This window comes from Oribacterium parvum ACB1, assembly GCF_000238055.2.
GTDB classification, from domain to species: domain Bacteria; phylum Bacillota; class Clostridia; order Lachnospirales; family Lachnospiraceae; genus Oribacterium; species Oribacterium parvum.
On sequence record NZ_KE148312.1, the window covers coordinates 668,235 to 692,260 of the forward strand.

General features: G+C 42.5%; 15 protein-coding genes. 6 read left to right on the forward strand and 9 right to left on the reverse strand.

What is annotated here, in order from left to right; all coding sequences use genetic code 11:
- Positions 1-85 precede the first annotated feature (85 nt).
- The 3 genes from HMPREF9625_RS03130 to rsmI all read left to right on the forward strand — a co-directional run bounded on the left by HMPREF9625_RS03130 (position 86) and on the right by rsmI (position 2,800).
- Positions 86-1,189: an AAA family ATPase gene (locus tag HMPREF9625_RS03130; RefSeq protein WP_009535552.1), complete on the forward strand. Its 1,104-nt coding sequence runs from the start codon at positions 86-88 to the stop codon at positions 1,187-1,189.
- Complete coding sequence (locus tag HMPREF9625_RS03135; RefSeq protein ID WP_009535553.1) at positions 1,179-1,688, forward strand: hypothetical protein; 510 nt, start codon at positions 1,179-1,181, stop codon at positions 1,686-1,688. Before HMPREF9625_RS03130 ends, HMPREF9625_RS03135 begins: the two co-directional genes overlap by 11 nt.
- A gap of 257 nt (positions 1,689-1,945) precedes the next feature.
- Entirely contained in the window at positions 1,946-2,800 is an 855-nt protein-coding gene (gene rsmI / locus HMPREF9625_RS03140) for a 16S rRNA (cytidine(1402)-2'-O)-methyltransferase (RefSeq protein WP_009535554.1), read from the forward strand.
- Positions 2,801-2,839: 39 nt separating this feature from the next.
- Here the strand turns inward: rsmI and HMPREF9625_RS03145 are convergent, their stop codons facing one another.
- The 6 genes from HMPREF9625_RS03145 to HMPREF9625_RS03170 form a co-directional block, all read right to left on the reverse strand.
- Positions 2,840-11,539: a SpaA isopeptide-forming pilin-related protein gene (locus HMPREF9625_RS03145; RefSeq protein WP_009535555.1), complete on the reverse strand. Its 8,700-nt coding sequence runs from the start codon at positions 11,537-11,539 to the stop codon at positions 2,840-2,842.
- Between the two features lie 796 nt (positions 11,540-12,335).
- Positions 12,336-12,569 carry a DUF1858 domain-containing protein gene (locus HMPREF9625_RS03150; protein ID WP_009535556.1) on the reverse strand — a complete coding sequence of 78 codons (234 nt, stop codon included), beginning with the start codon at positions 12,567-12,569 and terminating at the stop codon, positions 12,336-12,338.
- 67 nt (positions 12,570-12,636) lie between these two features.
- Entirely contained in the window at positions 12,637-13,353 is a 717-nt protein-coding gene (locus tag HMPREF9625_RS03155) for an adaptor protein MecA (protein WP_009535557.1), read from the reverse strand.
- A 456-nt stretch (positions 13,354-13,809) separates the two neighbouring features.
- Positions 13,810-15,165 (reverse strand): replicative DNA helicase, encoded by a 1,356-nt coding sequence (dnaB, locus tag HMPREF9625_RS03160; RefSeq protein ID WP_009535558.1) that lies wholly within the window; start codon positions 15,163-15,165, stop codon positions 13,810-13,812.
- 3 nt (positions 15,166-15,168) lie between these two features.
- Positions 15,169-15,615, reverse strand: coding sequence for a 50S ribosomal protein L9 (gene rplI / locus HMPREF9625_RS03165; protein ID WP_009535559.1), 447 nt, complete (start codon positions 15,613-15,615; stop codon positions 15,169-15,171).
- Complete coding sequence (locus HMPREF9625_RS03170; protein ID WP_009535560.1) at positions 15,615-17,660, reverse strand: DHH family phosphoesterase; 2,046 nt, start codon at positions 17,658-17,660, stop codon at positions 15,615-15,617. Before HMPREF9625_RS03170 ends, rplI begins: the two co-directional genes overlap by 1 nt.
- Positions 17,661-18,099: 439 nt before the next feature.
- On the opposite strand from HMPREF9625_RS03170, the gene HMPREF9625_RS03180 reads away from it, so the two are divergent.
- On the forward strand, positions 18,100-18,603 hold the full coding sequence (locus tag HMPREF9625_RS03180; RefSeq protein WP_009535561.1) for a hypothetical protein: 504 nt from the start codon (positions 18,100-18,102) through the stop codon (positions 18,601-18,603).
- Here HMPREF9625_RS03180 and yqeC read toward each other — a convergent pair.
- Entirely contained in the window at positions 18,575-19,396 is an 822-nt protein-coding gene (yqeC, locus tag HMPREF9625_RS03185) for a selenium cofactor biosynthesis protein YqeC (protein ID WP_009535562.1), read from the reverse strand. The two genes, HMPREF9625_RS03180 and yqeC, sit on opposite strands and share 29 nt — an antisense overlap.
- Before the next feature lie 160 nt (positions 19,397-19,556).
- Between yqeC and yqeB the strand changes: the two genes are divergently transcribed.
- Both yqeB and HMPREF9625_RS03195 read left to right on the forward strand, forming a co-directional pair.
- On the forward strand, positions 19,557-20,351 hold the full coding sequence (yqeB, locus tag HMPREF9625_RS03190; protein ID WP_009535563.1) for a selenium-dependent molybdenum cofactor biosynthesis protein YqeB: 795 nt from the start codon (positions 19,557-19,559) through the stop codon (positions 20,349-20,351).
- Positions 20,352-20,387: 36 nt separating this feature from the next.
- On the forward strand, positions 20,388-21,869 hold the full coding sequence (locus tag HMPREF9625_RS03195; RefSeq protein WP_009535564.1) for a YveK family protein: 1,482 nt from the start codon (positions 20,388-20,390) through the stop codon (positions 21,867-21,869).
- Between the two features lie 66 nt (positions 21,870-21,935).
- Here HMPREF9625_RS03195 and HMPREF9625_RS03200 read toward each other — a convergent pair whose 3' ends face one another.
- Both HMPREF9625_RS03200 and HMPREF9625_RS03205 read right to left on the reverse strand, forming a co-directional pair.
- Positions 21,936-22,637: a nucleotidyltransferase family protein gene (locus HMPREF9625_RS03200; RefSeq protein WP_009535565.1), complete on the reverse strand. Its 702-nt coding sequence runs from the start codon at positions 22,635-22,637 to the stop codon at positions 21,936-21,938.
- 109 nt (positions 22,638-22,746) lie between these two features.
- On the reverse strand, positions 22,747-24,006 hold the full coding sequence (locus HMPREF9625_RS03205; protein ID WP_009535566.1) for an amidohydrolase family protein: 1,260 nt from the start codon (positions 24,004-24,006) through the stop codon (positions 22,747-22,749).
- Positions 24,007-24,026 lie beyond the last annotated feature (20 nt).

Sequence of the window (24,026 nt, forward strand, 5' to 3'; positions counted from 1 at the left end):
TTGTCAATCTTTGTCCTTGAAATGCTCTTTTAAATAGGATATCATTAGTTCGGATAAAGCGAAATAACGAAAAGGAGACTCTGAAATGATCGTATTAGACTTTGAGCTAAAGGGAGTTTATGGATTCAATGATTTTCATATCAATTTCAGTTATCCCAAAAAAATTGTCAATTCGATTATCGATCAGGAATATCTGAAAGGAAGAGAGCGGTTTCGCTATAAGAAGGCTGTAATTCTTATGGGTGCAAATGCTACAGGAAAGACCAGCCTTGGAAAGGCTTTGCTTCGTATTTTCGGATATATGACTGATGGAAATCCAACACCGCTGTATGAGATGGTTTCAGGCGATAAGGGATATTTCAGTATTGATTTTGTAAATGGTGATTACCGCCTGCAGCGGTTGTCAGCTCAGATTGATGCTTCTAATCAGGAGATTGACATTCAGTATCAGACCGCAGACATTGATACGATGGATTCGTATGAAAAATGTGTAAAGAAGCTGAAAGATCAAACAATAGAGGCAACCAGAACCGCTACAGCACTTAAGAAGCTGGTAGGTGCTGTTCGATATCGTTTTGCATATCCTGAAATAGAAAAATCTTTGAAACTTACAGGTGCAAATAAAAGCATTTTGTTGAAGACACTGCGTGCTGTTATTGGGACGCTTGATCCTACATTGCAGGACGTTAGTTTATCAAAAGATTTGAAGGATACCTTTATTATTCGGCGCGGTGGAACGGAAATCATCATTCAGGAAGGTAAACTGCTGAATCGGGAGATACTGTCCAGTGGTACAGCAGAAGGAATAGATGTCGCAATGTTCCTTGCTGCAATGGCGACAAAAGAAAGCAGTTTCTATTATTGTGATGAACATTTTTCTTATATTCAGAGCGATATTGAAAAACGGATTTTCGGTATTATGCTGGATCGTATCGGAGACGATGAACAGTTGATTTTTACAACGCATAATACAGATATGCTGGATTTGAACCTGCCGAAACATAGTTATGTGTTTTTGCGTAAGCATCTGGAGGAAGGTGTATATCAGGTTTCTGCTGTTTCTGCATCGGATGTACTGAAACGAAATACAGACTCTATACGCTGTGCGGTCGAGAATGATGTGTTTGCTTCGCTTCCGCAGGATTCCCTTTTGGACGAGCTGGAAATGGGGTGGGAAGATGAACAATAAGTGCATCTATTATGTAGAAGGCCCCTGTGAACAACAACTGATTGCGGCCTTAAAAGAAGCACCGGAAAGATTGATTCCGGGGAAGATAAAGGTCTTCAATGTGGTGCAGAATTTGATTCCAAAATCACAGATGTTGTCTATTCAGGCGGGAACGACTGTCGTTTTGGTATTTGATACTGATGTGCCACAGACATCAAACCTAAAAAAGAACTTGGAACTTCTCACCAGGTACTGCGGAAAGCTGAAAATCATTTTTCTTCCACAAGTTCTGAATTTGGAGGATGAGTTAGTTCGATGTACAGATGTGCGAACTACGATGGAACTGACCAAAAGTGGAAGCGTTAAAAATTTCAAGACGGACTTTTGTAAGATGAAAATAAAAGATTGTCGTTCCATGCTTGAGCGTCATAAGCTGGATTATGCACGATTGTGGATGACAAAAGCGCCTGAAGCATTTAGTTTTGTGGAGAATAATAGTTCTCAAATTAAAACATTATAATCTTTGATACCTCGTTGGGAAACCAACGGGGTATTTTTTTGCCCCAATCCGGCAATCTTACCACCGTCTCTGGTAGCTTACCTATTCTCTTCTAATCCATAGGGATTTTTTTCTTACATGAATGCTATTTAAATAAAGAAGTTCCCGAGAACTCCATTTTCCGCCTTATAGGACTGGGCAATCGCCCTGAACTGTAGTACTATTCATTCTGAAACTTTAGCCAATCCCCTTTGCAAGGAAAGGAGCTCTCTTAAGTCATGGAAAGCGGAAAATTAAGCCTCTGTGCCACTCCCATAGGAAATCTGGAAGATATCAGCCTCCGTGTACTCCGCACACTAAAAGAAGCGGATTGTATTGCTGCTGAGGATACAAGGAATTCCATCAAGCTTCTCAATCACTTTGAAATCAAGACGCCGATGACCGCCTACCATGAGTTCAACAAGGTCGAAAAAGCACGGGAACTTGTAACACGGCTTTTAAAAGGGGAAAATATTGCCCTCATTACCGATGCGGGTACCCCTTGCATCAGTGATCCGGGCGAAGAACTCGTAAGGCAGGCGATTGACGCCGGTATAAACGTGGAAAGTCTTCCCGGACCTGCCGCCTTTGTAACCGCACTTACTCTATCTGCCTTAAGCACAAGACGCTTTGTCTTTGAAGCCTTTCTCCCCACGGAAAAAAGCAACAAAAAAGAGCGTAAGGCAATTTTAGAAAGTCTTTCTACAGAGGAAAGAACCATCATCCTGTACGAAGCTCCACATCATCTGAAGAAAACCCTGGAGGATCTTCGAGAGACTTTTCAGGAAAATCGAGCCTTGAGCCTCGCAAGAGAGCTGACAAAAAAACATGAGGAGGTTCTATACTTTACTTTGGACGAGGCGATTGAGAAGTACCGGGAAGAAGAGCCAAGAGGCGAATATGTTTTGGTTCTTGCAGGAGCTTCTCGAGAAAAAAAGCTTCTGGAAGAACAAGCAAAATGGGAAACACTCACACCGGAAGAACATTTTGAGCACTACATAAAAGAAGGCCTGAACGAAAAGGATGCCTTAAAACAAGTTGCAAAAGACAGAGGCATGGGAAAACGAGATGTCTATAAAATGATAAAAGGGTGACGACCGTCACCCTTTTATCATTCTCCTAGCAGGCTTCCTTTACGAAGCTTGCGTTATCTCGTTTTTTCTTCTCCTCTTTCTATCTCTTCTCCAATACTCCTCTAAGAGAATAGCACTGAGAAGAAAGAGGCTTAAGTTCCCGGGCATATTGCTATTGTCTCCTGTCGGGATAACTCTGCCGTAGATATCCATCTTTCCTTTTCGCATTGCTCCCAGCATTTCTCCAATCAGCTTGAGTTCTTCAAAATCTTCCTTGCTTAGTTCCCGATTCTCTCCGAGCAGCTCTGCAAGACGCGCTTCCAGCTCCTTCTTTGTATAGCCGCCTGCTTGCTTTCCCTTCTTTCGAATCCTCTCCAAAGTTTCTTTCTTCTCTCCTTTGGAATACAATTTCGGAACACCATAACGTTCAATATACTTTACTATTTCCGGAGGAAGTTTTGCTTTGTCAATGCGAATAGGGTTTCCCGCCTTGTCAATTCCTATCGGGGGGACTGTAGGCGTCCCGTCTCCCGGCCCGCCTTTTTCTCCTCCTGATAAAATGGGGATTCCGGGGCCAATCTCGGAACTGCCGCCACCAGGGATGACACCCTTCCTTTTCCCTCCAAGACCGCTACCGATGCCACCCGAAGATTCTCTTGGATAAAGCAGCCATTGCAGTACGGGAATCTGTGTAAGCTCTTCTCCTGCACCAAGGATACCTTCTTTGTTCATAAGACGGTATATCTTTAGAGGTTCATCCATATTTGGTCTTCGAATATAGAGGTCTTCGTTCTTTAAAAATGCTGTCTGGTATCTTGGACGAGCGGAATTTCTTGCATCTCTTCCATAGGAAAGCACACGGATTCTCCTTGTTCCGTCATCCTCTTCCACCACTTGGAATGCCATTTCATTCTTCGGATTGTTATATTCCCGCTCCTCCGTGATATTCAAAAGGAGATAGTCCTGCGAAAGAGTGAGCTTATCTATGCTAAGATTTCCATCGAGATCATTTTCAAAAATCTCCTGTAAGAGATATTCTTCTCCTCGATAGTTCAACGTTTCCCTTGCATTTCTTTCCGGGTATTCCGAAGCCTGTTCTATACTGTCCTCCCCCTTTTTATCTCCTTTTAAAAGCTCGGATAAATGCCAATTTTTCTTCACATAAAGAGCGTATTTCTGTCCCCCTATATCTTTTTTTCTTGTTTCAAAATCGGTCGTATGGAAGGAAATAGCTCCTGTTTTTAGACGGTAAGTAAAGATAGGATGTTGTCCGAAACTAAAAGCTTCCATAGCTCCGGAAGATTCCTCCGTCATTGTAATGCTGCTGTCGGAAGCCACCGTAATCTTATACACTCCCAGCTGACTCGGTGAAAGTTCCAGATTCTTTCTCAGTTCCTGATCCTCTGTAAATCCTGTGGCATGAAGATAGTACGTCTTTTCTCTCTCCAAGCCGAACACACTGATATCTCCCTCATAATAAGGTCGATATCCGTTTATTTTTTTAGCGCGTATACTTCCCGCATTCACAAAAGAATCCACCTTATAGCTCTTCCAATGCGTCGGTGCAGGGACTCTCTCCCCATTTATGGTGAGTTTTGTTCCTGCTGAGATCGGATGCAATCCGTCCGGATCCGTGGAAATCAGATAAGACATTCCGTAGAGTGGAAGAATCTCTTTCTTTTCCTTTCGCTCCTGATGCTCCGCTCGAACAGAGAACTGCAAGGCGGTCCGCTCTCTTGCCAGTTCCAAATTGTTTCCACTTACCTTGAAAACATTTTGTTCCGGTACAGGAGAAAGGATGCTGATCTGATTCTTATTGTTAATCTTAAACTTCAGTTCCTTCATAGGGCGAAGTGAATTCGGAAGATTAGTGCCCTCCTTAATGGTATATACTTTTCCGGCGAGAAACTCTCCCGAAATCAACTTTTTTCCATCGGCATCGGCAGTATAATCCCTGGTGCTCTCCACAGTCGTTCCATTAAAAATACCGCTGATGCTGAACTCTTGTCCTCCGAGCTTTTCTCTATTCTCCCAATGCTCTTTTTTCTTATCTTCTTCACTATAAGAAAGTAAGGGGTCAATAGCAGAATGTAAAATCTGAACTCCGTTTACGGCATTGGTTCGTGTTTCCTGAATTTCCGTTTTCTCTGCCAAGAAGCGGAAAGGTCCGTAAACGCTTGGCGTACCGTCATCATTTAAGTCCAACAAGTATCCGTGAGGCTCTATCAGCTCCTTGATATAGTAGTCCTGATACCAGTCCAGTCCGTCAAATATCAATTCACCTTGATTTCCTCCGACCCCGGTAATACCGACTACTGCAGTACCGGCCTTTTCCACAGGAATCGTCGCCGCATTATCCTTATATAGTCCAAACTTTGCACCATTTAGCTTGACGCTATGATCAAAGTCATCTACCTTTAGAATCTTCAGTTTCCCCGGAATACGGCTATTTTTTGCAATCCCTACCTCATCTCCGCTTGCACCGGGCGGATTTCCGTTTTCCAGTCCGATTTTTTCTTTAAAAGAGCAGGCCTTTACTGTCTTCTTCTCTCCGGTACCGGCCAAATCATCCTTAGTTATGACAAAGACATATTTCTTGTTTTTCTTTACACCGGCAACCGTTTCCTGCTCGACAGTATAGCCTGTGGGAGAAGTTTCTTCCATAAAGTAATACACGCCTAGCGGTAAACCGTCCCGGATAGAAACTTTTCGGTTTTCCTTGTCTTTTTCCTCTTGATTTCCCGCCTCGCTATAGGTCTTATGAGTCAGACCTGCCGCAAGAGTTTTTGTAGAAATAACACCGTTTTCATCGCTTGTAAGTTCTGCCAGGAAAATATCATCCGTCTCCAATCTGCCGTCCAGCGCAGTATAATCATAGTCCGGTGCAGCAGAATCCTTCAGTTTATTCGCATGCACATCCAAGGCCTTTGCCTTATCATATTTCCCGGAATCCTTTACCTGATACAGCTTAAACTTTGCTCCTTTTAGCTTCGCATAGTCCGTTCCGCCGACTGTCTTCGGTTCTCTATCCAGCTTTATCAAGCTAGCGTGTGCCAGAATACGGGTCGCCTTAATCTTTAGTTCTTTATTCTTATTCGCTCCCTCTTTTACGATATCTCCTGAAATGTTCTTTGTTCCGCTGATTCCCGACACTTCCTTCAATTCTTTTCCGTCGTGACTGATTTGGAACAGATAATAGTCGTTTGTCGGATGATTTTTTTCATAGAGAACGGACTGATTTGTTCTTTCCAATCTATAGTATGCATCTGCATGAAGCTTCGAAAGCTCATGCGTGTTACTTCCTGTATTAGTCCATGTTGTAAGGGCTGTAGCACTTAATTTCTCTCCGTGACTATCCGCTTCATACAGCTTAAACTCGGAATGCAAAACCGTATTTTCATACTGATCCACTTCCGTGAATGTAAACTTTGTGGGGCTGTTCTTTAAAACAAGAGTACCGACATTTCCAATCATCTTTATTTCAAAAATACCGCCCTCATTTCCGCTTGCACCAACAAATTCCAGCCCGCTTCCATCTTTTTTGAGCCTGAAAATACCGCCCTGCTTTACACCAATCTGATATCCTTTGGGAGCATTTTCTTCTATAAGTTTGTATTCGTAGCCCGACTTTAACACGCCCTCCAGGCTAAAGCCGGTAGTCGATTCCAGTACTTCCCCGGTAATCGGGATATAGGCTTCTTCTCCGGCTTCCGTAAGCCCGTATGCACTTCCATTTCCAAGAAAAGCGCCCTTGACCGGGTCACCTAAGAAGTCGCCTTTTTTTCCGTATAGACGGAATTTACTTCCGCTAAGGCTATCTGCAGCATCTATCTTCTTTTGGAATTGGAAAATTGTCGGCTTGTTACTTAAAACAATCTTATCTCCATCTCTTACCCCGGTATATAGGATATCCGCCGGACTTCCCGTTCCGCTTGTGTCTTTGTCTTTTTTTACCTCAAACGTAATCGAAGAAGGATTCATGATGAAATAGCCTTCCGCAGTAGCCGTTTCCTCCAGTTTATATAAGCCCCATGGCAGTTCCGAGAACTGCAATCCTGCTATACCTAGAGCAGAAGCTGTAGTAGAGACATTTTTCTTATCCGCTTCCGTTTCTACTTTACCGTCATAAATATATTCCCCCTCTGTAAGTCCTGATTTCAGTTTAACTTGTACGGCCTTCTTATCATCTATAACTCCCTCGGGGTAAATGGAAAGTTTAAATTCCGCTTTTAATCCATCTCTATTTCCTGCACTCACGCCTTTTTGGTAGGGATTTGGCAAATCACTATTTGCCGACTCAAAGGTTTTTTTCACTTTTACAGTACCGACCTTATATCCTTTTTGCTCTCTGACATCGATAAAGATATCCGCCTTCTTTGTTTCACCGACCATGGGCACAATATTTTTGGTTCCGCTTTCACTTCCCTTTATGGAATATGGCCCATAAACCGTAGTATCTCGGGCATATCCTTTGGGAGGCAATATTTCCATAACATAGTAGTTTTCATTTCGCTTCCCCATGAAACGAATGTTTCCCTTGGAATTACTGATCTGGAGGTCTTCAGCCAGACCTTGCAATTGTTCCACGGTCGCTGTCTCTGTTAATTTATTTTTATCGCTCGCCAAAAAGAGTCCATATCTGGCACCCGGAAGTACCACATTTCTGGACAAGGCATCCGCTTTTTTCATATTGAAGCGAACACGACTTCCTGCAGAAGTAAATTCAAAATCTTCTATCTTTACAATACAGCTGCTGCTGCTTTTGCCACTTTCTACGGAAATCGCATTTTTGGTCTCCTTCATTTCCGCTCGGTTGTTCACTCTAAGAACCGTGGTGTATTTTAAAAGATAGGTATCGGTAGTATCTTTGGGAAGCGTAACTTTTAATGTGGTCTGCAGTTTATCAGGTTCTCCCGGATGCAGCGTATCCGGAATGAAATTCCTTAGTCGCTCTTTATACCAGCCGGTAATATCCGTTTCCGGAGACTGAGGCAGTTCAACTACACCGGGGTCGGAAGCATTTTCATAAAGTTCCGTACTTCCCGGCTTATGCGTTGTTTTATATAGTTTAACGGAGGAATAATCCAAGTGCAGACCATCCGGAATGACATCCGCTAAAACCACTCTGTCCTTCAGTTTTGCTCCCATCGGGTTAATGAGTACCGACCACTCAATGCTGTTCGCCTCATCTCCTTCACCCTGTTTTCCGCTCTTTTTCAGAATTTCATTTCGTAAATTCTCCGCTGTCCCGGAGCCTTCTTTAGTCACTTCCACCGTGGTATTCGTTAATGGAGGAACCTGCGATTGCGGGAAAGTCGTGGAGTCCAGCGTCGCTTTGTTCTTTACGAATATCTCTACCGACTCCAGATCATCTACACTGGTAATCGGTTTTTTGAAAAGCAATGCCTGCCCGTCTTCATTTAAATAGGCATAAATATTCAATTCCAAAACATCCTTTAAACTGCTTCCAAGCTCTACCTTCACCTTGTGATGCGTGTTATCAATAGTCATTTCGGAAGGCGGAACAGCGTTATCTGTTGCTCCCTTAATCAAAGCTCTTGTAGGATGATCCGGATCGCTGCCGTCCGTAATGGTAAAATATCGGGAATCCAAGGGTTTAATGACATCTCCCTCTTTATAGAAAAAGATTCCGTTTAAGTCATCCTCCAGCTTTACGTTTGCTAAGCTGTCGTATTGATCTTCATTTGCCGTAATTTTGAAATGGAAAAATGCCCTCTTATCCCCATCTCTATAAAAGCTCTTTACTTCTTTTTTCAGGAGCTTGTTTTGCAGAGATTGCACTTTTGAAACTGTTTTTTCATGCAAGGGATGAGTATCGGGATCCGTCTCATGCTCGTATAATTTTATTGTTGCGGAATTGACATAGTTATGATTTTCATTGTGTCCTATGTAATATTCCGCCTTGGTTTGATAGTCAATATGCAAATTAGACAGCTTTAAGTTCTCAGCGCTGTCATAACGTCGGATAATCTGAATCCACAATTTTCCTCCATCCGTTGAGGCATTGGGAATATATTGGACGCTGATGTCCGCCATAGGCTGATGATCCTCTCCTAGAATGGTTTCTGTCTGCATTGTTGCAAAAAACGGGGCATTTTTTCTTCCTGAAAAAACCTCCGTATTGCCATACTTTATATAAAGGTCATGCAAATTGCTGTCGGATGCAATCGTATCTTCAATGATTGCTTTTTCGTAATCCTCCCCCTTCGTCGATGATTCCAACACCCAAGAAAGTAGAGCCTTCTTTTTATTTACACCATAGGTCTTTTTCTCTAAGAATGCCGTCTCAAAAGGAACGGTCGTTACGGAAGGAGGCACCGGAACCTCCGAAGGACCGTCTCCCTCCGCAGTGGGATAGGAGACCTTGACTCTTGCCGTATTTTTCACGCCCTTTTTCGGAGATCCTCCGCCTACCGGAACTAAGGGACTGGACTCATCCACCTTCGTTTCAAAACTAATCTGATAAGCCTGTTGGAAATCTTCTGCAAAATGAATCTTTAAATTGGAACCTGACGCGGTATTTTCCACTTCATAGCTAACGGTCTGCGCACCTCCTCCTTCTAATTGCGTGAAACTTCCGGAAGGATTGGAGGCTTTGAGATTCACTTTTTCTTCAATTCCATCTCCAAGATTTTCTATCGTTATACCTTTAACTTCATCCAGAGTAAGCCCGCTGCTCAGTTCATCCACAACTGTTGCCTTGTAAACACGGGCATTATTTTTATTAAAATTTATTTTCCATCTGACGCGGTTTCCGCTGATTTGCTGGCCTTCCTTTTTCAGGATCACCTTTTCCACGATTTGCTCTGCTGTCGAAGAAGTCTTTAAGGGATCCGGATCAAGCTTCGTAGGATCTTCATGGCTTAAACGAACCGTATTTTGGATATGAGAAGGATAAGGGTCCTCAAATACCACTCTCTTTAAACCCGTAGTAAAAGTCAGGGTTTGCGGTGCTCGAATAATGCTATCCGATGCAGGCGGAAAGGTATAGGAATAGTGAGTTCTTCCTCCCGATTCCGTCCTGACCAATTCATTTTTAATATCCAAAACTGAAGTACTGTTCCACTTTGCGGATATGAGCTTCTGTTCCGTTTCATTAAAGGAATCCGTTATCGTAAGTCCGTTTAATCTTACGCCTTTACTTTCCGTTCCTACTTCAATCTTCCACTCAATTTTTCCACGGTCTAAATGCGGAATAGCGGTCTTCTTCACTCCGGAAATTAACTCCGGAAGCCTTGGGAAATGCAAGATGTGCTTCATCTTAGGCAGTTCAATTTCAGAAGAAAAACCGTCGCTCTCCTCATTCCATTTACTATGATCCATCTTGAAATGCAGGAAAATATTGGCAATCGCTTCATCCACATCCAGATCCGGATCTTCTATGCCTTTTCCAAATTCAAGTTCCAGCTCCGCTCTGCCTTCCGCATTATTTCGAAATGCAGATTTCCAAAGAAGTTTATTTTCATCCGTTCTTATATCGTCCAGATAGCTATCCTTCTTTTCCGGAAGATTTGCTGTTGAAAAATCATTTCCAACAGCTATAAAAGGTTCCGGAAATGTAAAGACAATCTTATCTCCCTTTTTACATGTTCTGGGCCAATCCTTAAATTTCATGCCAAAGCTCATTCTGAGCTTTTCCAGATCCAAAGGAGAATAAGATCCCCCATTTAACTCCCACTTCTTCTCTTTACCATCTGCGGAAAGCGTCGGTGTAAAAGCCTCATATCCGCTGCCTCCGAAAAATCCGCCCTTGATTTCTCCCAGAGAGAAATCGACCTCCGCCTTAATCCGATCCGATCCGCTCGTCTTCCCCTTCCAGATTGCCAGTGGAGAAAAGCTGTCCAAACTGAATTCCAAGCTTTCTCGTTTACTTCCAAAGCGTTTTTTTCTCTCTTTAACAAGAAGCTCCTCTACTTCAACATCCTCCTTTGTAACATCCAGAATATCTAAAGTACTGATTCCGTCTTCTCTTTTCTCTTCCTTTATGGGAAGATGGGCTGCCTGTAGTTCCCCGTCTCCCTCCAATGGCTGTTTTAAGGTAAATTCTATCTCTACAGTCCCCTTATTCGGCTCGATTTCCTGATATTCCCCACTTTTTTCTTCTTCTAGGAAGAAACCTATATCATATAGTCGAAGTTCCTTCGGAGAAAATGCATTCTGCTCCTCCTCGGAATCAGATTCCTCTCCAAGGTCTTCCGTTTCCGATATTTCTTTTTCCTTATGCTCTTTTAATGCTTCCGTATAAGCACTATACTGCTCCGGTCTTTCCTCTTCTCTTATCGGACGCACCAAAAAGACTATGCCCTTGGGAAGGCTTTCCGGAATAGAAAGTGTGGCCTTGACCGAAACTTCTTCGTCTGCATAGCTAAATACTTTCTTTTTATTGACTTCAAAATAAGAAGGACTTGCGGGTTCCATTTCCGAAGCGGAGGACTGCCGTTCTGCATTCTCTTCCTGCCTTTCTGCTTCGCAATCTATTCCCTGATACAGCTCTTGTATAAAAGATTCTCCGCCTGCTCCGGAAACACTCTCGTTCCCGTCAAAAGAAAACACACTTCCTCCGTTTCCACTCTCCCCCACAAAAGTCTCTCCGCTTTTCTCTTCTCCTGTAAGAGTGGAGAACGTAAAACTTTGATTTTCTTTTTTGCTTTTCAGCGCAGGAATCTGCTCCTCACCTACAGCGATGATACTTTGAAATACAATGAGTAAAGCCAGAAATAAGGAAAATGTTCGTTTCATAAATGCCTCCGTCCTTATATTGTAGACCTTGAAACAGCCTTGAATTCTATTTATTCAACTCATATAAATCTGTATTTTCTCGATGAACAATCCGTAAAATACTTTTTTCATCTGAAAGAAATGACGAAAACAAACCTATACTTATCATACTATATTTCGGCAAAAAATAAGTTTATTTTAATAATACGAAAGATAAATAATTCTAAAATAGAAATAAATCCAAACCGGATAAAGTATAAATAAGATATCTGCATTCTACAGCTATAGCATAGAAAAAACGAGTACCGCATGCTACACGAGCGATTCTCGTTATGAATACGCAAAAAAACAGAAGCCGAGCAAGCTTCTGTTTTTTCTCACCCTTTCGAGTGAACACTTAAGTTGAGTCTATTTATTTCAGGAGATTTTTGACTTCGCCGTGCTTATGGTCAGGAGGACACGACAAAGCTTTTGGTTATGAATTCTGAAGAATCAATATTCAAACCGGTTAGTTTTATCTAACTGTGGTTATATTACACTAACTTTCATTTCCTGTCAACGACTTTTTAAAATTTTTTCAAAATAATTTTTCAAACCTTATTTCCATTGTGTTTCGCAAGATATCCCATTCCTCTTCATCTAATCCCTTTCTTATAAAATTTACTTTTTTCCTGACAACTTACAAAACGGAAACTGTCTCACGAATGGTCATGGACAAAGCGAGATACCGTATACTATGCGAACGATATAAAAATCGAAAAGCGGAGAAGTATCTCTTCTCCGCCTCGCTGCTGATTTGTTTTTGTCTCGTGAAGATTTATGCATTCTGAGATGCTTCTTGAATCTCTCTATACTCTCGTAAAACATCGTTCAAATCTTCAGTCAAATCGTCCACATCGATACCGTGCGCCTCACATGCTTCTTCCAAAGACTCGGCTTGGGAGGCTGCACAAGACACACACCCCATACCATTTTGCATAAGAAACGGGGCAATCAATTCATTTAATGCCAGAATATCGCTTATCTTCATGTCTTTTGTAACGTCAGCCATAGTTTCCTCCTTATCCAGTCTCTAGCTTAGTCTTTGTAAGGGAATCTTTCAATCTTTTACTTTATCATTATACGGTTTTCAGTTTTTGTAATGCATTCTTAGGAACTAAATGCTCCATATGCTCTTTGTAGTGGGCTTCGCTTGCAGAATCGCCGTTTACTCTCTCTCCGTATTCCATCAAAAGATTCGCAACGCGATTCAAGGTATCCATGTCCTTATTCTTACTATGCAAGCTTAGGTAATATCCCTTACTTCCTCCGTCTTTATAGAGGCTGTTCGCACCTAAATCATAGTCGCCAACAGCTTTGGCTGCGTCGATGACGCGATCCAAACTCTGAAAGCGATATAAGCGAATCCCTTCTTCCTTCTTGTCTTTTTTCGATTCTTCTTCAACAGCTTCTGTGTCTTCTTCGTCTTTCAACTGCTTCATCAAGCCCTGTGCACCCTCTAGTATTTGAGTTGCAAGTTCGGAAATCCAGCCGTTCTGTCCACTGCCGGCCGCAGAAAACTTGGAAAAGCGTGTATCTAACTCTTCCGGGTCATCCACCTTAGAAACAATGAGTTGTACCGCACCACCTTGCAAAGGAACTGCCTCTATCATAAGCGGTGTGTTTTCGATAGAAAATCCCACTTCTTCCTTCGCCTTTTGCATCATTTCATTAAAAAGCCTTTTAGCAGCTTGAGAGCCATAGGTCATATCCCTTAGGTTTAAATTTCTGGAAGATAAATCTAAGCTGGATAATGTGCACTTGATGGAGTTGTCATCAATTTTCTCGATTTTCATGGCTCCTCCTTTATCAATAAGCCTTTTCTCCCTTACAAAAAAGATTTATTGATTGAATCATCATACTATTTTATCGTGTAATTTGCAATTTCTTATGCGGATTTTTATAATAATTTTAGATGATATTTTATATAAAGGTTTTTTATATATATTTCTATAAATTTTTTTTATGTATTTTTCACATCCATAAACTAAATTGTGTTTTTTTCTTGTGAAAGACGAATAAAGCTTTTTTTAAAGAAATAATTTTTATACAAAAGGCTTTTCATTTCTTCATCAAAATTAAGAAAAAAAGATGCTTAGATTAAAAAAACCTCCCTCACACAATATAGACCTGAAATCAGGACAGACTCTGAGCCCCCCTCTTTCAGACCGGTATGAGATATAATAAACGAGATATCGCACGCTTTGCGAGCGATACTCGTTATGAATTAGAATATTGATTTATTTAAGACTTTATCGTTCTTTTTCCGCATTTTTAAAGCGAGTATACTGCGGCTGCCAGAGTAGTTTCACCGTCCCTATAGGACCGTTTCTTTGCTTAGCGATGATGACCTCCGCCTCATTCGGATGCTCCGTATCCTTGTTATAGTAGTCATCTCTGTATAGAAACATCACAATATCCGCATCCTGTTCAATCGCTCCCGACTCACGAAGGTCGGAAAGCATGGGACGGTGATCCGGTCTTTGCTCCACTGCACGAGACAACTGAGATAGAGCAATCACAGGGCAGTCCAGCTCTCTTGCCAAGGCTTTTAGGGAACGGGAAATTTCGGAAATTTCCTGCTGCCTGTTCTCGGAGGAGCGCTTTCCCTTCTCGCCACTCATTAGCTGCAAGTAATCAATCATCACAAGAGAGAGCCCTGACTCCAGCTTTCTTTTTCGACACTTTCCTCGAAGCTCGCTGACCGTAATTCCCGGTGTATCATCAATGAAAACATTGGCTTTGGACAGTCTGTCTACCCCTTCAATCAGATCTCCCCACTCTTCATCCGTAAGGGTTCCTTTTCTAAGCTTATCCGCTTCAATCTGCGTTTCAAGGGAAAGAACACGGTTAGCAAGCTGTTCCTTGGACATTTCCAAGGAGAAAATCATAACCGGTTCGTGTTTCTTCACTCCTACATAGTCCAGAATGTTCAATACAAAAGCCGTCTTACCCATAGATGGTCTTGCCGCAATCAAAATCAGGTCGGATTTCTGAAATCCCGCAGTTCGATAGTCCAGATCCAAGAAGCCCGATGCAATACCGGTAATGGCGTTTTTCTGCCTGGAAGCCTCTTCTACTTTACGAAGTACATTCATAGCGACTTCCGATATTGGAACAAACTCTCTGCTGTTTCGCTCCAAAAGCAGATTAAAAATCTTCTTTTCTGCCGATTCCAATATAGTTTCCAGCTCATCTTCGCCTTTATAGCACATATCGGCGATTTCTTCGTTCGTACGAATCATGGCACGAAGAACAGACTTGGAACGAACCATTTCAGCGTATATGCGAATATTGGCCACACTGGGCACATCCATTGCCAGGTTCTTTAAGGTCTCCAAGGATACAAACTCTGCGGGAATATCTTTTTTCCCTTTTAATTTATCCTGTAAACTCACAAAATCAATGGCGATACCGTCTCTTGCCATTTCTTTCATTGTGGCAAAGAGCAGTTGATACTGCCTGCTGTAAAAATCTTCCGGTCTGAGTATCTCCAGTGCTACGAGCACGGCATCTCCATCCCTTATCATGGCGCCGATTACGCTGGATTCCGCCTCCTTAGAGTGGGGGACGGTGCGTAAAAGCAGCCTCTCATCCTGTTCTGCCATGCTCTACTCCGGCTGCACACTAACATGAAGGCAAGCCTCCACATCCTTATGCAGCTTTACTTTGATATCATAGCCCCCGAAATTCTTCATGGGCACATCCAGTTCCATTTTCTTCTTATCAATCGAAATATCGTACTGCTTCTTCAGCTCTTCCTGTACTTCCTTTGTGGAAATAGAGCCGAAAGCTCTTCCGTCCTTGCCCGCCTTCATATGGAAAACAAGCTTTACTTCTTCCACTTTTTTCTTTAATTCCTGCGCTTCTTCCAGCTTCTCTTCCGCTATTTTCTCCGCATTTTGCAACTGCAACTTCAATGTATTTAAGTTTTTTGCATCCGCTAAAACGCCAACCTTGGTAGGAATGATGAAATTTCTTCCGTAGCCCTCGCTAACCTCGACAATCTCCCCTTTTTTTCCTAAACTCTTTACATCTTTTAACAAAATCACCTTCATTACGCTACTTCTCCTTCTATAATCATTTCATCAATAGCTTCCTTAACCTTCTTGATGCATTCTTCCACTTCCATACCTTGCATCTGCGCACCGGCAACAGTGCGATGTCCACCTCCTCCCAGCTTTTCCATAAGTACCTGTACATTCATTTCGTCAATAGAACGGGCAGAGATAAATACGGTATCTTCCACCTTGGTCATAACCACGCTCGCTTTAATGCCTCGAATATTCAAAAGCTCATTAGCAGCCTTGGCACAAAGCACGGTAAGACTGTCTTCTCCCTTCTTTCCCAAGGTGCTGATTGCATAGAAGTCCCTATAAATGTCTGCTCTGCCGATTGCATCCGCTTTAGCCTGATAGTCGCTGAAATCCTCCCGGAAGACCTTCCGGATTCGAGTAATATCCGCACCGCAGCGTCTTAAGTATGCCGCGACTTCAAAGGTTCGTACACCGGTCTGGTTCGTAAACTCTCTGGTATCAATCACAACTCCGCCGTACATACAATCCGCTTCCAGCGGTCTTGCCTTCACTCCGTCCTGAATGTACTGCATCATCTCGGCGATGAGCTCCGAAGCGGAGGATGCATAAGGTTCACAATAGCTTAAAACTGCCCCTTGAATCGTTTCCGAGCTTTGTCTGTGATGGTCGAATACAACCTTGGTCTTCACCATGTTGAGAAGTTCCGGCTCGTCTATGATAGAGGGTCTGTCACAGTCCACTACAACCAGCATGGTCGTGCTGTCCACCAGTCCCTTCGCCGTTTCTCCGTCAATAAACATATCTTCCGGATAGTCGGAATTATTTAAAAAGCGCTCCTTTAGAGGCAGGATAGTCGAGGTGACATTGTTCTGCACGATATAGGCTCTCTTATCCATGGCCGTAACCATACGATATACGCCAACAGAGGATCCCAGACAGTCCATATCTGCATTGCGGTGTCCCATGATGAGAACCCTGTCCTTCGACTCAATAAGCTCCTGAAAGGCTTGTGCCTTTACACGCGCTTTTACACGGGTTACTCTCTCCGTGCTCTGGCTCTTACCGCCGTAAAAGTTCAGCTTTTCCGGATTCTTTACGATGGCCTGATCGCCTCCTCGTCCTAGTGCCATATCTATAGCCGTTCTGGCATACTCATAGTTTTGGGTATAATCTCCTGCTCCGTATCCAATCCCCAAGCTGAGTGTCACCGCAAGCTCATTCCCCATATCCACTTCCTTGACCTCTTCCAAGATAGAGAAGCGGTCTTCCATCATTCTCTCTAAAGCGTTCTGCTTTAAAAGAAAGAAGTACTTATCCTTTTCAATTTTTTTAATCACACCGTTTGAAGAGCTGATATAGCGGTTGATTTTTCGGTCGATAAGAGCCATAAGTAAAGAGCGTCGCACCTCTTCGATCTGCTCCATAACATCCTCGTAATTATCAATGTAGGCGAGTCCCAAAACAACCCGTTCCTCATCAAGCTTTTGCTGTAACTCTACTTCCTCGGTCTCATCTCGAAGATAAACCGCAACAAGCTCCTCTTCCTCCGAAAGACCGCGCAGCGTTTCCGTTCCTTCATCCTCCAGCGCTTCCAGACGAATCAGGTCTATACAATATTTTCTTTCCATAAAGGAGGAGTGCAACTCCAGTACTGCTTCCTTCTCCTTTAGCATTTCCTTTTGCATATTCGGGAAAATATTGAAGATATTCCGCTCGACCTTTTCATCCCTTTGCAGGATTTTATGAAAGGCCTTATTCTCCCATAAAAGCTCTCCGTTTTCTCCGACAATACAATACGCTGTCGGCATTTCCTCAAAAAGTCTGGCTTTATTTTCATTTGCCCGCAGGGAAAAGTCTAAAAGAGCCGACATCAAGCGGGTTTTTCGACTTCGGTACAAAGATACTGCAAAGCAAAGATATACAATAGCACAGAAAAGAAGAATAAGCATAAACTTCAATTCTAAAAAGAAAGCCAAAAACAGAATCGGAAGCCATAATAGAGATAAGTAGAGGGGAGCTCGAAGATAGAGATCGATAATCCCCGGCATTATATTTCTTTTTTTCATGATTCCTCTTTCGTTGATTTTTGTAAAAATCGATCTGTTCGTCAATGATAAAGTTAAGTTAAAAAACAGGATCAGGCAAAGCAATTCCTTTATGCCGAATCGGCTGTTTAGTTCAAACAATAAGTCGGCGGAAGATGTAAAACCTGTAAAATACTTCTTCCCATACTCTGTTTCTTCCTATAAAGAAAGTCCTCATGATTATACTATTTCTTCCAAGATAGGTAAAGTTGCAAAGAATATTCCGATTGCTCTCTTTTTATTTTTTATCAACTGACAAAATCTTTACTCTATGGAATATTCCCCTTCAAAAAGTTTACAGAAGTAAGGAAAAACAACTCATCCTTAAGATTTTCTTTATTGTATTATTTCTCTTCTCTAGTAAAATAAATCCAGTTTATAATTTTTTGAATGAAATCATGTATTAGTTGAGGTTAAAATTATGAAGAAAATGAAACTGTTCTGCACTCTTGCATTGGCTATGAGTGTTGTGGCATCTATCCCCGCTATGGCAAACTGGAATAAAGGTCAGGGGGAAAATGACGGACGTTGGTGGTATGGATACGAAGACGGAAGTTATGCGAAATCCGGATGGGCTTGGCTTGATGGAGACAGAAATGGAGTTGCCGAGTGCTACTATTTTGATGATGCAGGTTGGGTATTAATGGATACCACTACTCCTGACGGTTACACGGTAAATGCTGACGGTGCATGGTATGTTGGCGACCCGGATAACGGAGTACAGGAAAAAGAAGTAGAAGTAAAACTTGAGAAGGCAGAGCAGGAAGCAATCGATAAGAAAAAGCCGAAGGTTGTCGTTCCCGAGAAGAAGAATGGCGTAATGAAGAATTACAAGCCAAGAGCCATTCAGGGAAATGGTGTAAAGCCAAAGGCAGGCGAAGTAAATGCTTCCGACTTTAACAGAGAGCACCAGAATGCAGACTAAGTAAAGAAGCCGATATAACCGGTTTATGCAAATATTTTTCCAGAAAAGAGCGGAGTTCTTCCCGCTCTTTTTTTTCTATGCAATCCGCTTGGTTAAGAAAAAGGAGGTCTCCAAGATTTTCTTTTTGCAATGCTTCCGCCAAGAGCTCTTCCGAAAGGACGACCCCCATCTCTAATGGCGGGGTAAAAAGAACCCGAAAAAGCTCTACGCGATGCACAACCTCCTCTATCGGCTTATGCAAAGCAGAAAGCCCAAACACTAAAACAGACAACTTTGTTTCTTTGGGAAGTTGCGGTTCTCTTTCATTATGCGCTTTCGCAGGTAAGTGTTTCGAGCCGTCCGCCTCCACCAAGATATAATCACAGTGCTTTTCCAATGTAGAAAAAAGAATCGGTGCCTTAGTAAGTTTTCCGTCCTTTCCTTTTACTCCGATACACAAAATCGGATGCCTCCGAAAGCCCTCAACCACCAAGCTAAGAATATTCTTCTCGGAATCCGTCTCCTCTACAAGGATATTTTCACAATGAGAAAAAGGAAAAATATGGGTCGTCGTCGTGATCAAAACACTCCCTTTTTTTGATAAAAGTAAAGAAAGAGCCTGAATCAAAGAAGTTTTTCCGCCGCTTCCTATAATCGAAATCACGCCCTTTGGAATCCGCTCCAAGAGGGATAAAAGAGCCTGCTCGGTTTCTTTATCTCCTTTACATAGCTGATTTATCATGCCGCAATCATCACATTGAAAGTCTACAATATCCTGTTGTGATAGATTTTTATATTGAATATTATTTTTCATCCTTTACTCCATTAATTTAATATTCCATTCCATTTATCTTCTTTTTCTTTTCAAAAAAAGGAAAGAAAAAAGCGACTCTTTTTTCTCTCTATGGTACAATACCTTCATTGTGATGTTAAGTAAATCTATCTATGAATTTAAAAAGAAAGTTGGAACTAAAATGTTTGTATTTATCCGTGGTGCCGGAGATCTCGCAACAGGAATCTCTGCACGTCTCTATCGTGCAGGAATACAGGTTTGTCACAGTGAGTTGGCGATTCCTACTGCCGTTCGAAGAAATGTTGCTTTTTCCGAAGCAGTCCGCTTAGGAAAAACGGAGGTGGAAGGAATCAACGCAGTCTTGGCACGAACTCCGGAAGAGGTTTGGGCAGCCATAAAAGAAAAGAAAATTCCCGTAGTCATTGATTCCGGAAAGGAGATGCTAAAGCGTTTAAAGCCTGATGCGGTAGTGGATGCGATTTTAGCGAAGCACAATCTGGGGACGGAAATCACGGATGCAAAGGTCGTCATCGGTGTAGGCCCCGGCTTCACAGCCGGCAAGGACTGTCACGCGGTAGTCGAAACCAAGAGAGGACACAATCTGGGTAGAGTGATTCTCAATGGATCTGCAATCCCGAACACCGGTGTTCCGGGAATTATAGGAGGATACGGGATAGAACGGGTTCTTCGTGCACCCTGTGATGGAATCATGGAAAAAACGCTTCCTCTGGGAAGTCTGGTGGAAAAAGGCGATGTCTGTGCAAGAGTCAGCGGGGAAGCGGTAATTACCTGTATTTCCGGACGATTAAGAGGGATGCTGCAAGAAGGCATCTCCGTGTATTCCGGCATGAAGGTCGGAGATGTGGATCCAAGAGGCGAAGCAGTGGAATATGAAAATATATCAGATAAGGCGAGAGCCATCGGCGGCGGTGTTTTAGAAGCCTTACTCCATTTTTCCAGCTGGGATTTAAAGTAAAACAGCATTGGTTTGACATAAAAAGGAGAAGAAAACATGGAAAGAGAAATACAAGAAGAAGTAGTAATTGACTTAGCTGAGCTTATTGCACTGTACTTACGAAAGGGGTTTTGGATTATCGGCATCAGTCTGCTTTTTGCAGGAGTCTTTGTAAAATTTAGAGCAATGCCCGAAGAGGAAACTTCAAAAAAAGACGGAAATGTACAGGAAGCCACTCTACAAGATAAAGATCTTAAGGAAGAAAAAGCACTGGAAGAAAAAGGATTGACTGCAAACGAGCGTTATTATACCGCCCAAATAAAAAAAGAAAAGGAAAGACTGCTCTGGGAACAAGACAACTGGGAGAATTCTTATCTTTTTACTTTAGATCCGGACAAGGTATACGAAAGACAGATTGACCTCTATGTGAAGGTTCCTGATTCCGGTAATATCCCTTTCACGGAAGACTCCGGAGAAAAAAGCGGAGATCTTGCGGAAAATGCGGAGCGGGCAGCTTTAACAGAGAATTACAGTTCTCTTTTTCAGTCGGGTAGCTTTTATGAATCGATTGCAGTCGCACAGGGCAGCATGAAAGCAAGTGACGTAGCGGATATTCTCTTTTTCCGTTCAAATGATGAAGCAGGAACCTTAAGTCTCTGCTTTACCGGGGCAAGTGAAGAAGATGTACAAAAGATGGGAGATGCCGCAGCAGAATATTGGTTAAATGCAGAAAATGGCATGCAGGAAAATGTAGCAATGCATGATCTTCATCTGGTAAATGATAAAACCACTTTAGGAATGACCACACATTCTGTAAACCGTAATGCACTTATAAAGGAAGATGCATTAACAGGCTCTATGGAAAGCAGTATCCTTCTCCGACAGAATGAAAAAAAAGACAGTATCAATACTCGTATAAGAATCATTTCAGATTTGGAGAAGGCGAAGAAGGAACTTCCGAAGGCAGTGAACAATGCCACACAATCCTCCAAAAAAAGAATTCTGAAGCAGGCTGTCCTCGGTCTCTTCCTTGGCGGATTTCTCTCCGTTTTCCTATTCACACTACAGTACTTACTGGAAGCAAAGCTTCCAAAAGAAGAAGATCTGGAAAGCCTTTACGGCTTTACCGTCCTCGGAAGCAAAAAGCGCTATGGCAGAAAAGGCATTCTTCCTTCTCTTTCCGAAAAGCTCTCCGGAGACAAGGAGCGTGAAAAGGATGACGAGAACCTCCTTTCCCTGGCTAAAACCAATCTCTCCCTTCTTTTAAGAGAGAAGCAGACAGGAACAGATATCCTTTTTGTCGGGGAGGACAAGCAGCTCTGTGAAAAAACGGAGGACTTCATGGCATGTGATCATTCTCAATTTAATTGCAGTTATGCCTATAACATTTTCAAAAATGAAGAGAGTATAGAAAGACTCGGTGCCGCGCAAAATATTGTCTTTGTGGCAAAAGGAAAAAGTGAACTTCGTGCCATCCTAAACATGAAGAGACGATGTGAAAAGCTGGGCAAGAGCATCGCAGGATTGATTTTGTATTAAAGCGGTTTGTAAAAGGTTTTCCACTTCACTTATAGTTGTAGGGTAAAAACAACTTATGCACCTGTCCTAAGACAAGTGCATAAGTTGTTCTACTTTTGCTAAAGATTCTTCACTATCCACATCCCATAATTCAAATTCTCTCTCTGCGGGAAGCTTGATAATTTCCGGCAAAGGTACTACACCATTCTTAAGAAGGAAACCTCCTCCATGGTCCCCCGTCAGATTCTTCAAAGCATCAAAATACTTTCTGGGGAAAATGACAGGATTCCCCCCCTCTTCCTGATAACTTAAGCGAATGACATTGTCCGGATGATTCGCAAATTCTTTAACCATTCGACAAAGGCTTTCCTTAGAAAGCAGAGGCTGATCTCCCGTCAAAAACATACAGCCCTGCCAGTTTTTTGCCTCCGGTGCCGATAAAGCAATCCGCACAGTATCACTTTGCTCCTCTTCGTTATGCATGATGCTCTGAAACTGATAGCTTATTGTCAACTCCTGTATCTTGGGATAACGAGTTACAACTAAGGGCTGTGCCAAAGTCAGGCTCAGTTTCTTTTCCTTATTTCCGCTTTCTTGAATGGTTTCTGAAAGGGAACCGACAGCACTCATTTCATAGAGAAGCTCGGAAAGATTTCGAAAACAGTAAGTAATCATTGCTTTTCCTGCAATCGGTTCAAGAAGTTTATTTCTCCCAAAGCGTCGACTATAGCCGGATGCCATAACCACAAAGCCCAAAGTCATCCTCTTCTTTCTTCTCTTCTCTTCCATTTTTTATCCCTCTATCTTCTACTCTTTTATCCGGATTTTCATTCGCTATAGTTCATTTATACGCTTTCCAAAGCATATCCGTAAATATCCGCTTTGTGCATTAGATGTGCTATAAAATCCGTCTCCCCTGAACAAACTTGGCCTTTAAGTCAAACAGCTCTTTTTCCGTATAAAGGAGCATCTCCAAACGTTCCAGGAGCGTTTCCTTTCTCACGCCCTTTCTTTTTCGTTCAAATACAAGAATATCCGCATCATACCCCGGAAGGAAAGAGCCTACTTTCCCGAAAAACTGTCCGCCGGAGAGGGTAGCCATATAAAAGGCTTCTTCCATGTTTAAAGCGGAATCCTTTTCTTCCAGAAGACAGTTTCTCAGCTTGGAAGCCTGTATCGCATCGGTCATTGCACGGAACATGGATAGGTTTGCACCGCCTGCCACATCCGTTCCGAGGCCAAGCTTTGCACCTCTCTTTAAAAAATGTTTTACCGGAGAAACGCCGGATTGCAGATTGGTGTTGGACTGCGGACAATGACAGATAAAGGTACCCCTCTGCATTAAAAGTTCCAATTCCTCTTCCTCTGTATGAACGCAATGCGCCATAACGGTACGATTCAAAAGACCATAGCGATCATAACTGTCTCCATAGTTTTTCGCATCAGGGCACAGTTCCTTTACCCATTCGATTTCCGCTTTATTTTCAGAAAGGTGGGACTGTAAAGGCAGATTCCTCTCTCTCATCAGTTTTCCCAGACCTTCCATGAGAGCATCCGAGCAGGTTGGCGTAAAACGCGGAGTAAGAATGGGATGACAGTGTTGGTAATCCTGTGGAATCTCCTCTAACCAGTTTACGGTGTTCTTTAAGGATTCTTCCGCACTATGCTCCGTCAGATAATCCGGAGAATTCCGGTCCATATTGACCTTTCCCACCATGGTATTAAGCCCCGTCTTCTCCAGTAAGTCCATAAGACAAAGTGTGGCATCTTTATGCAGAGTCGCAAAGATTACAGCTCTTGTAGTGGGGCTTTCCTTTAAGTCCTCCACAAAGTTCTCATAAGCCGCCTTAGCATAGTCTACATTCTCGTATTTTGCTTCCTCGGGGAAAGTGTTGATGTTTAACCAGTCTAAAAGCGGTAAATCCATCTTTGTTCCTCGATAGGCATACTGCGGAGCATGAAGATGTAAGTCCACCATGCCCGGAAGAATCAGATTTCCTCTGTAATCTTTTATTTCCAAAGAAGAAAGCTCTGCAGAAACATTCTCATAAGTAGCAATACATTTCCCGTCCTTTACATGAAGGTATGCATCTTCTTTGGTCTCAATATGTGCTGCATCAATACTGAAGCAGAGGTCTCCACGAACTAAATATTCCATTTTCCCTCCTATAGAAGAAA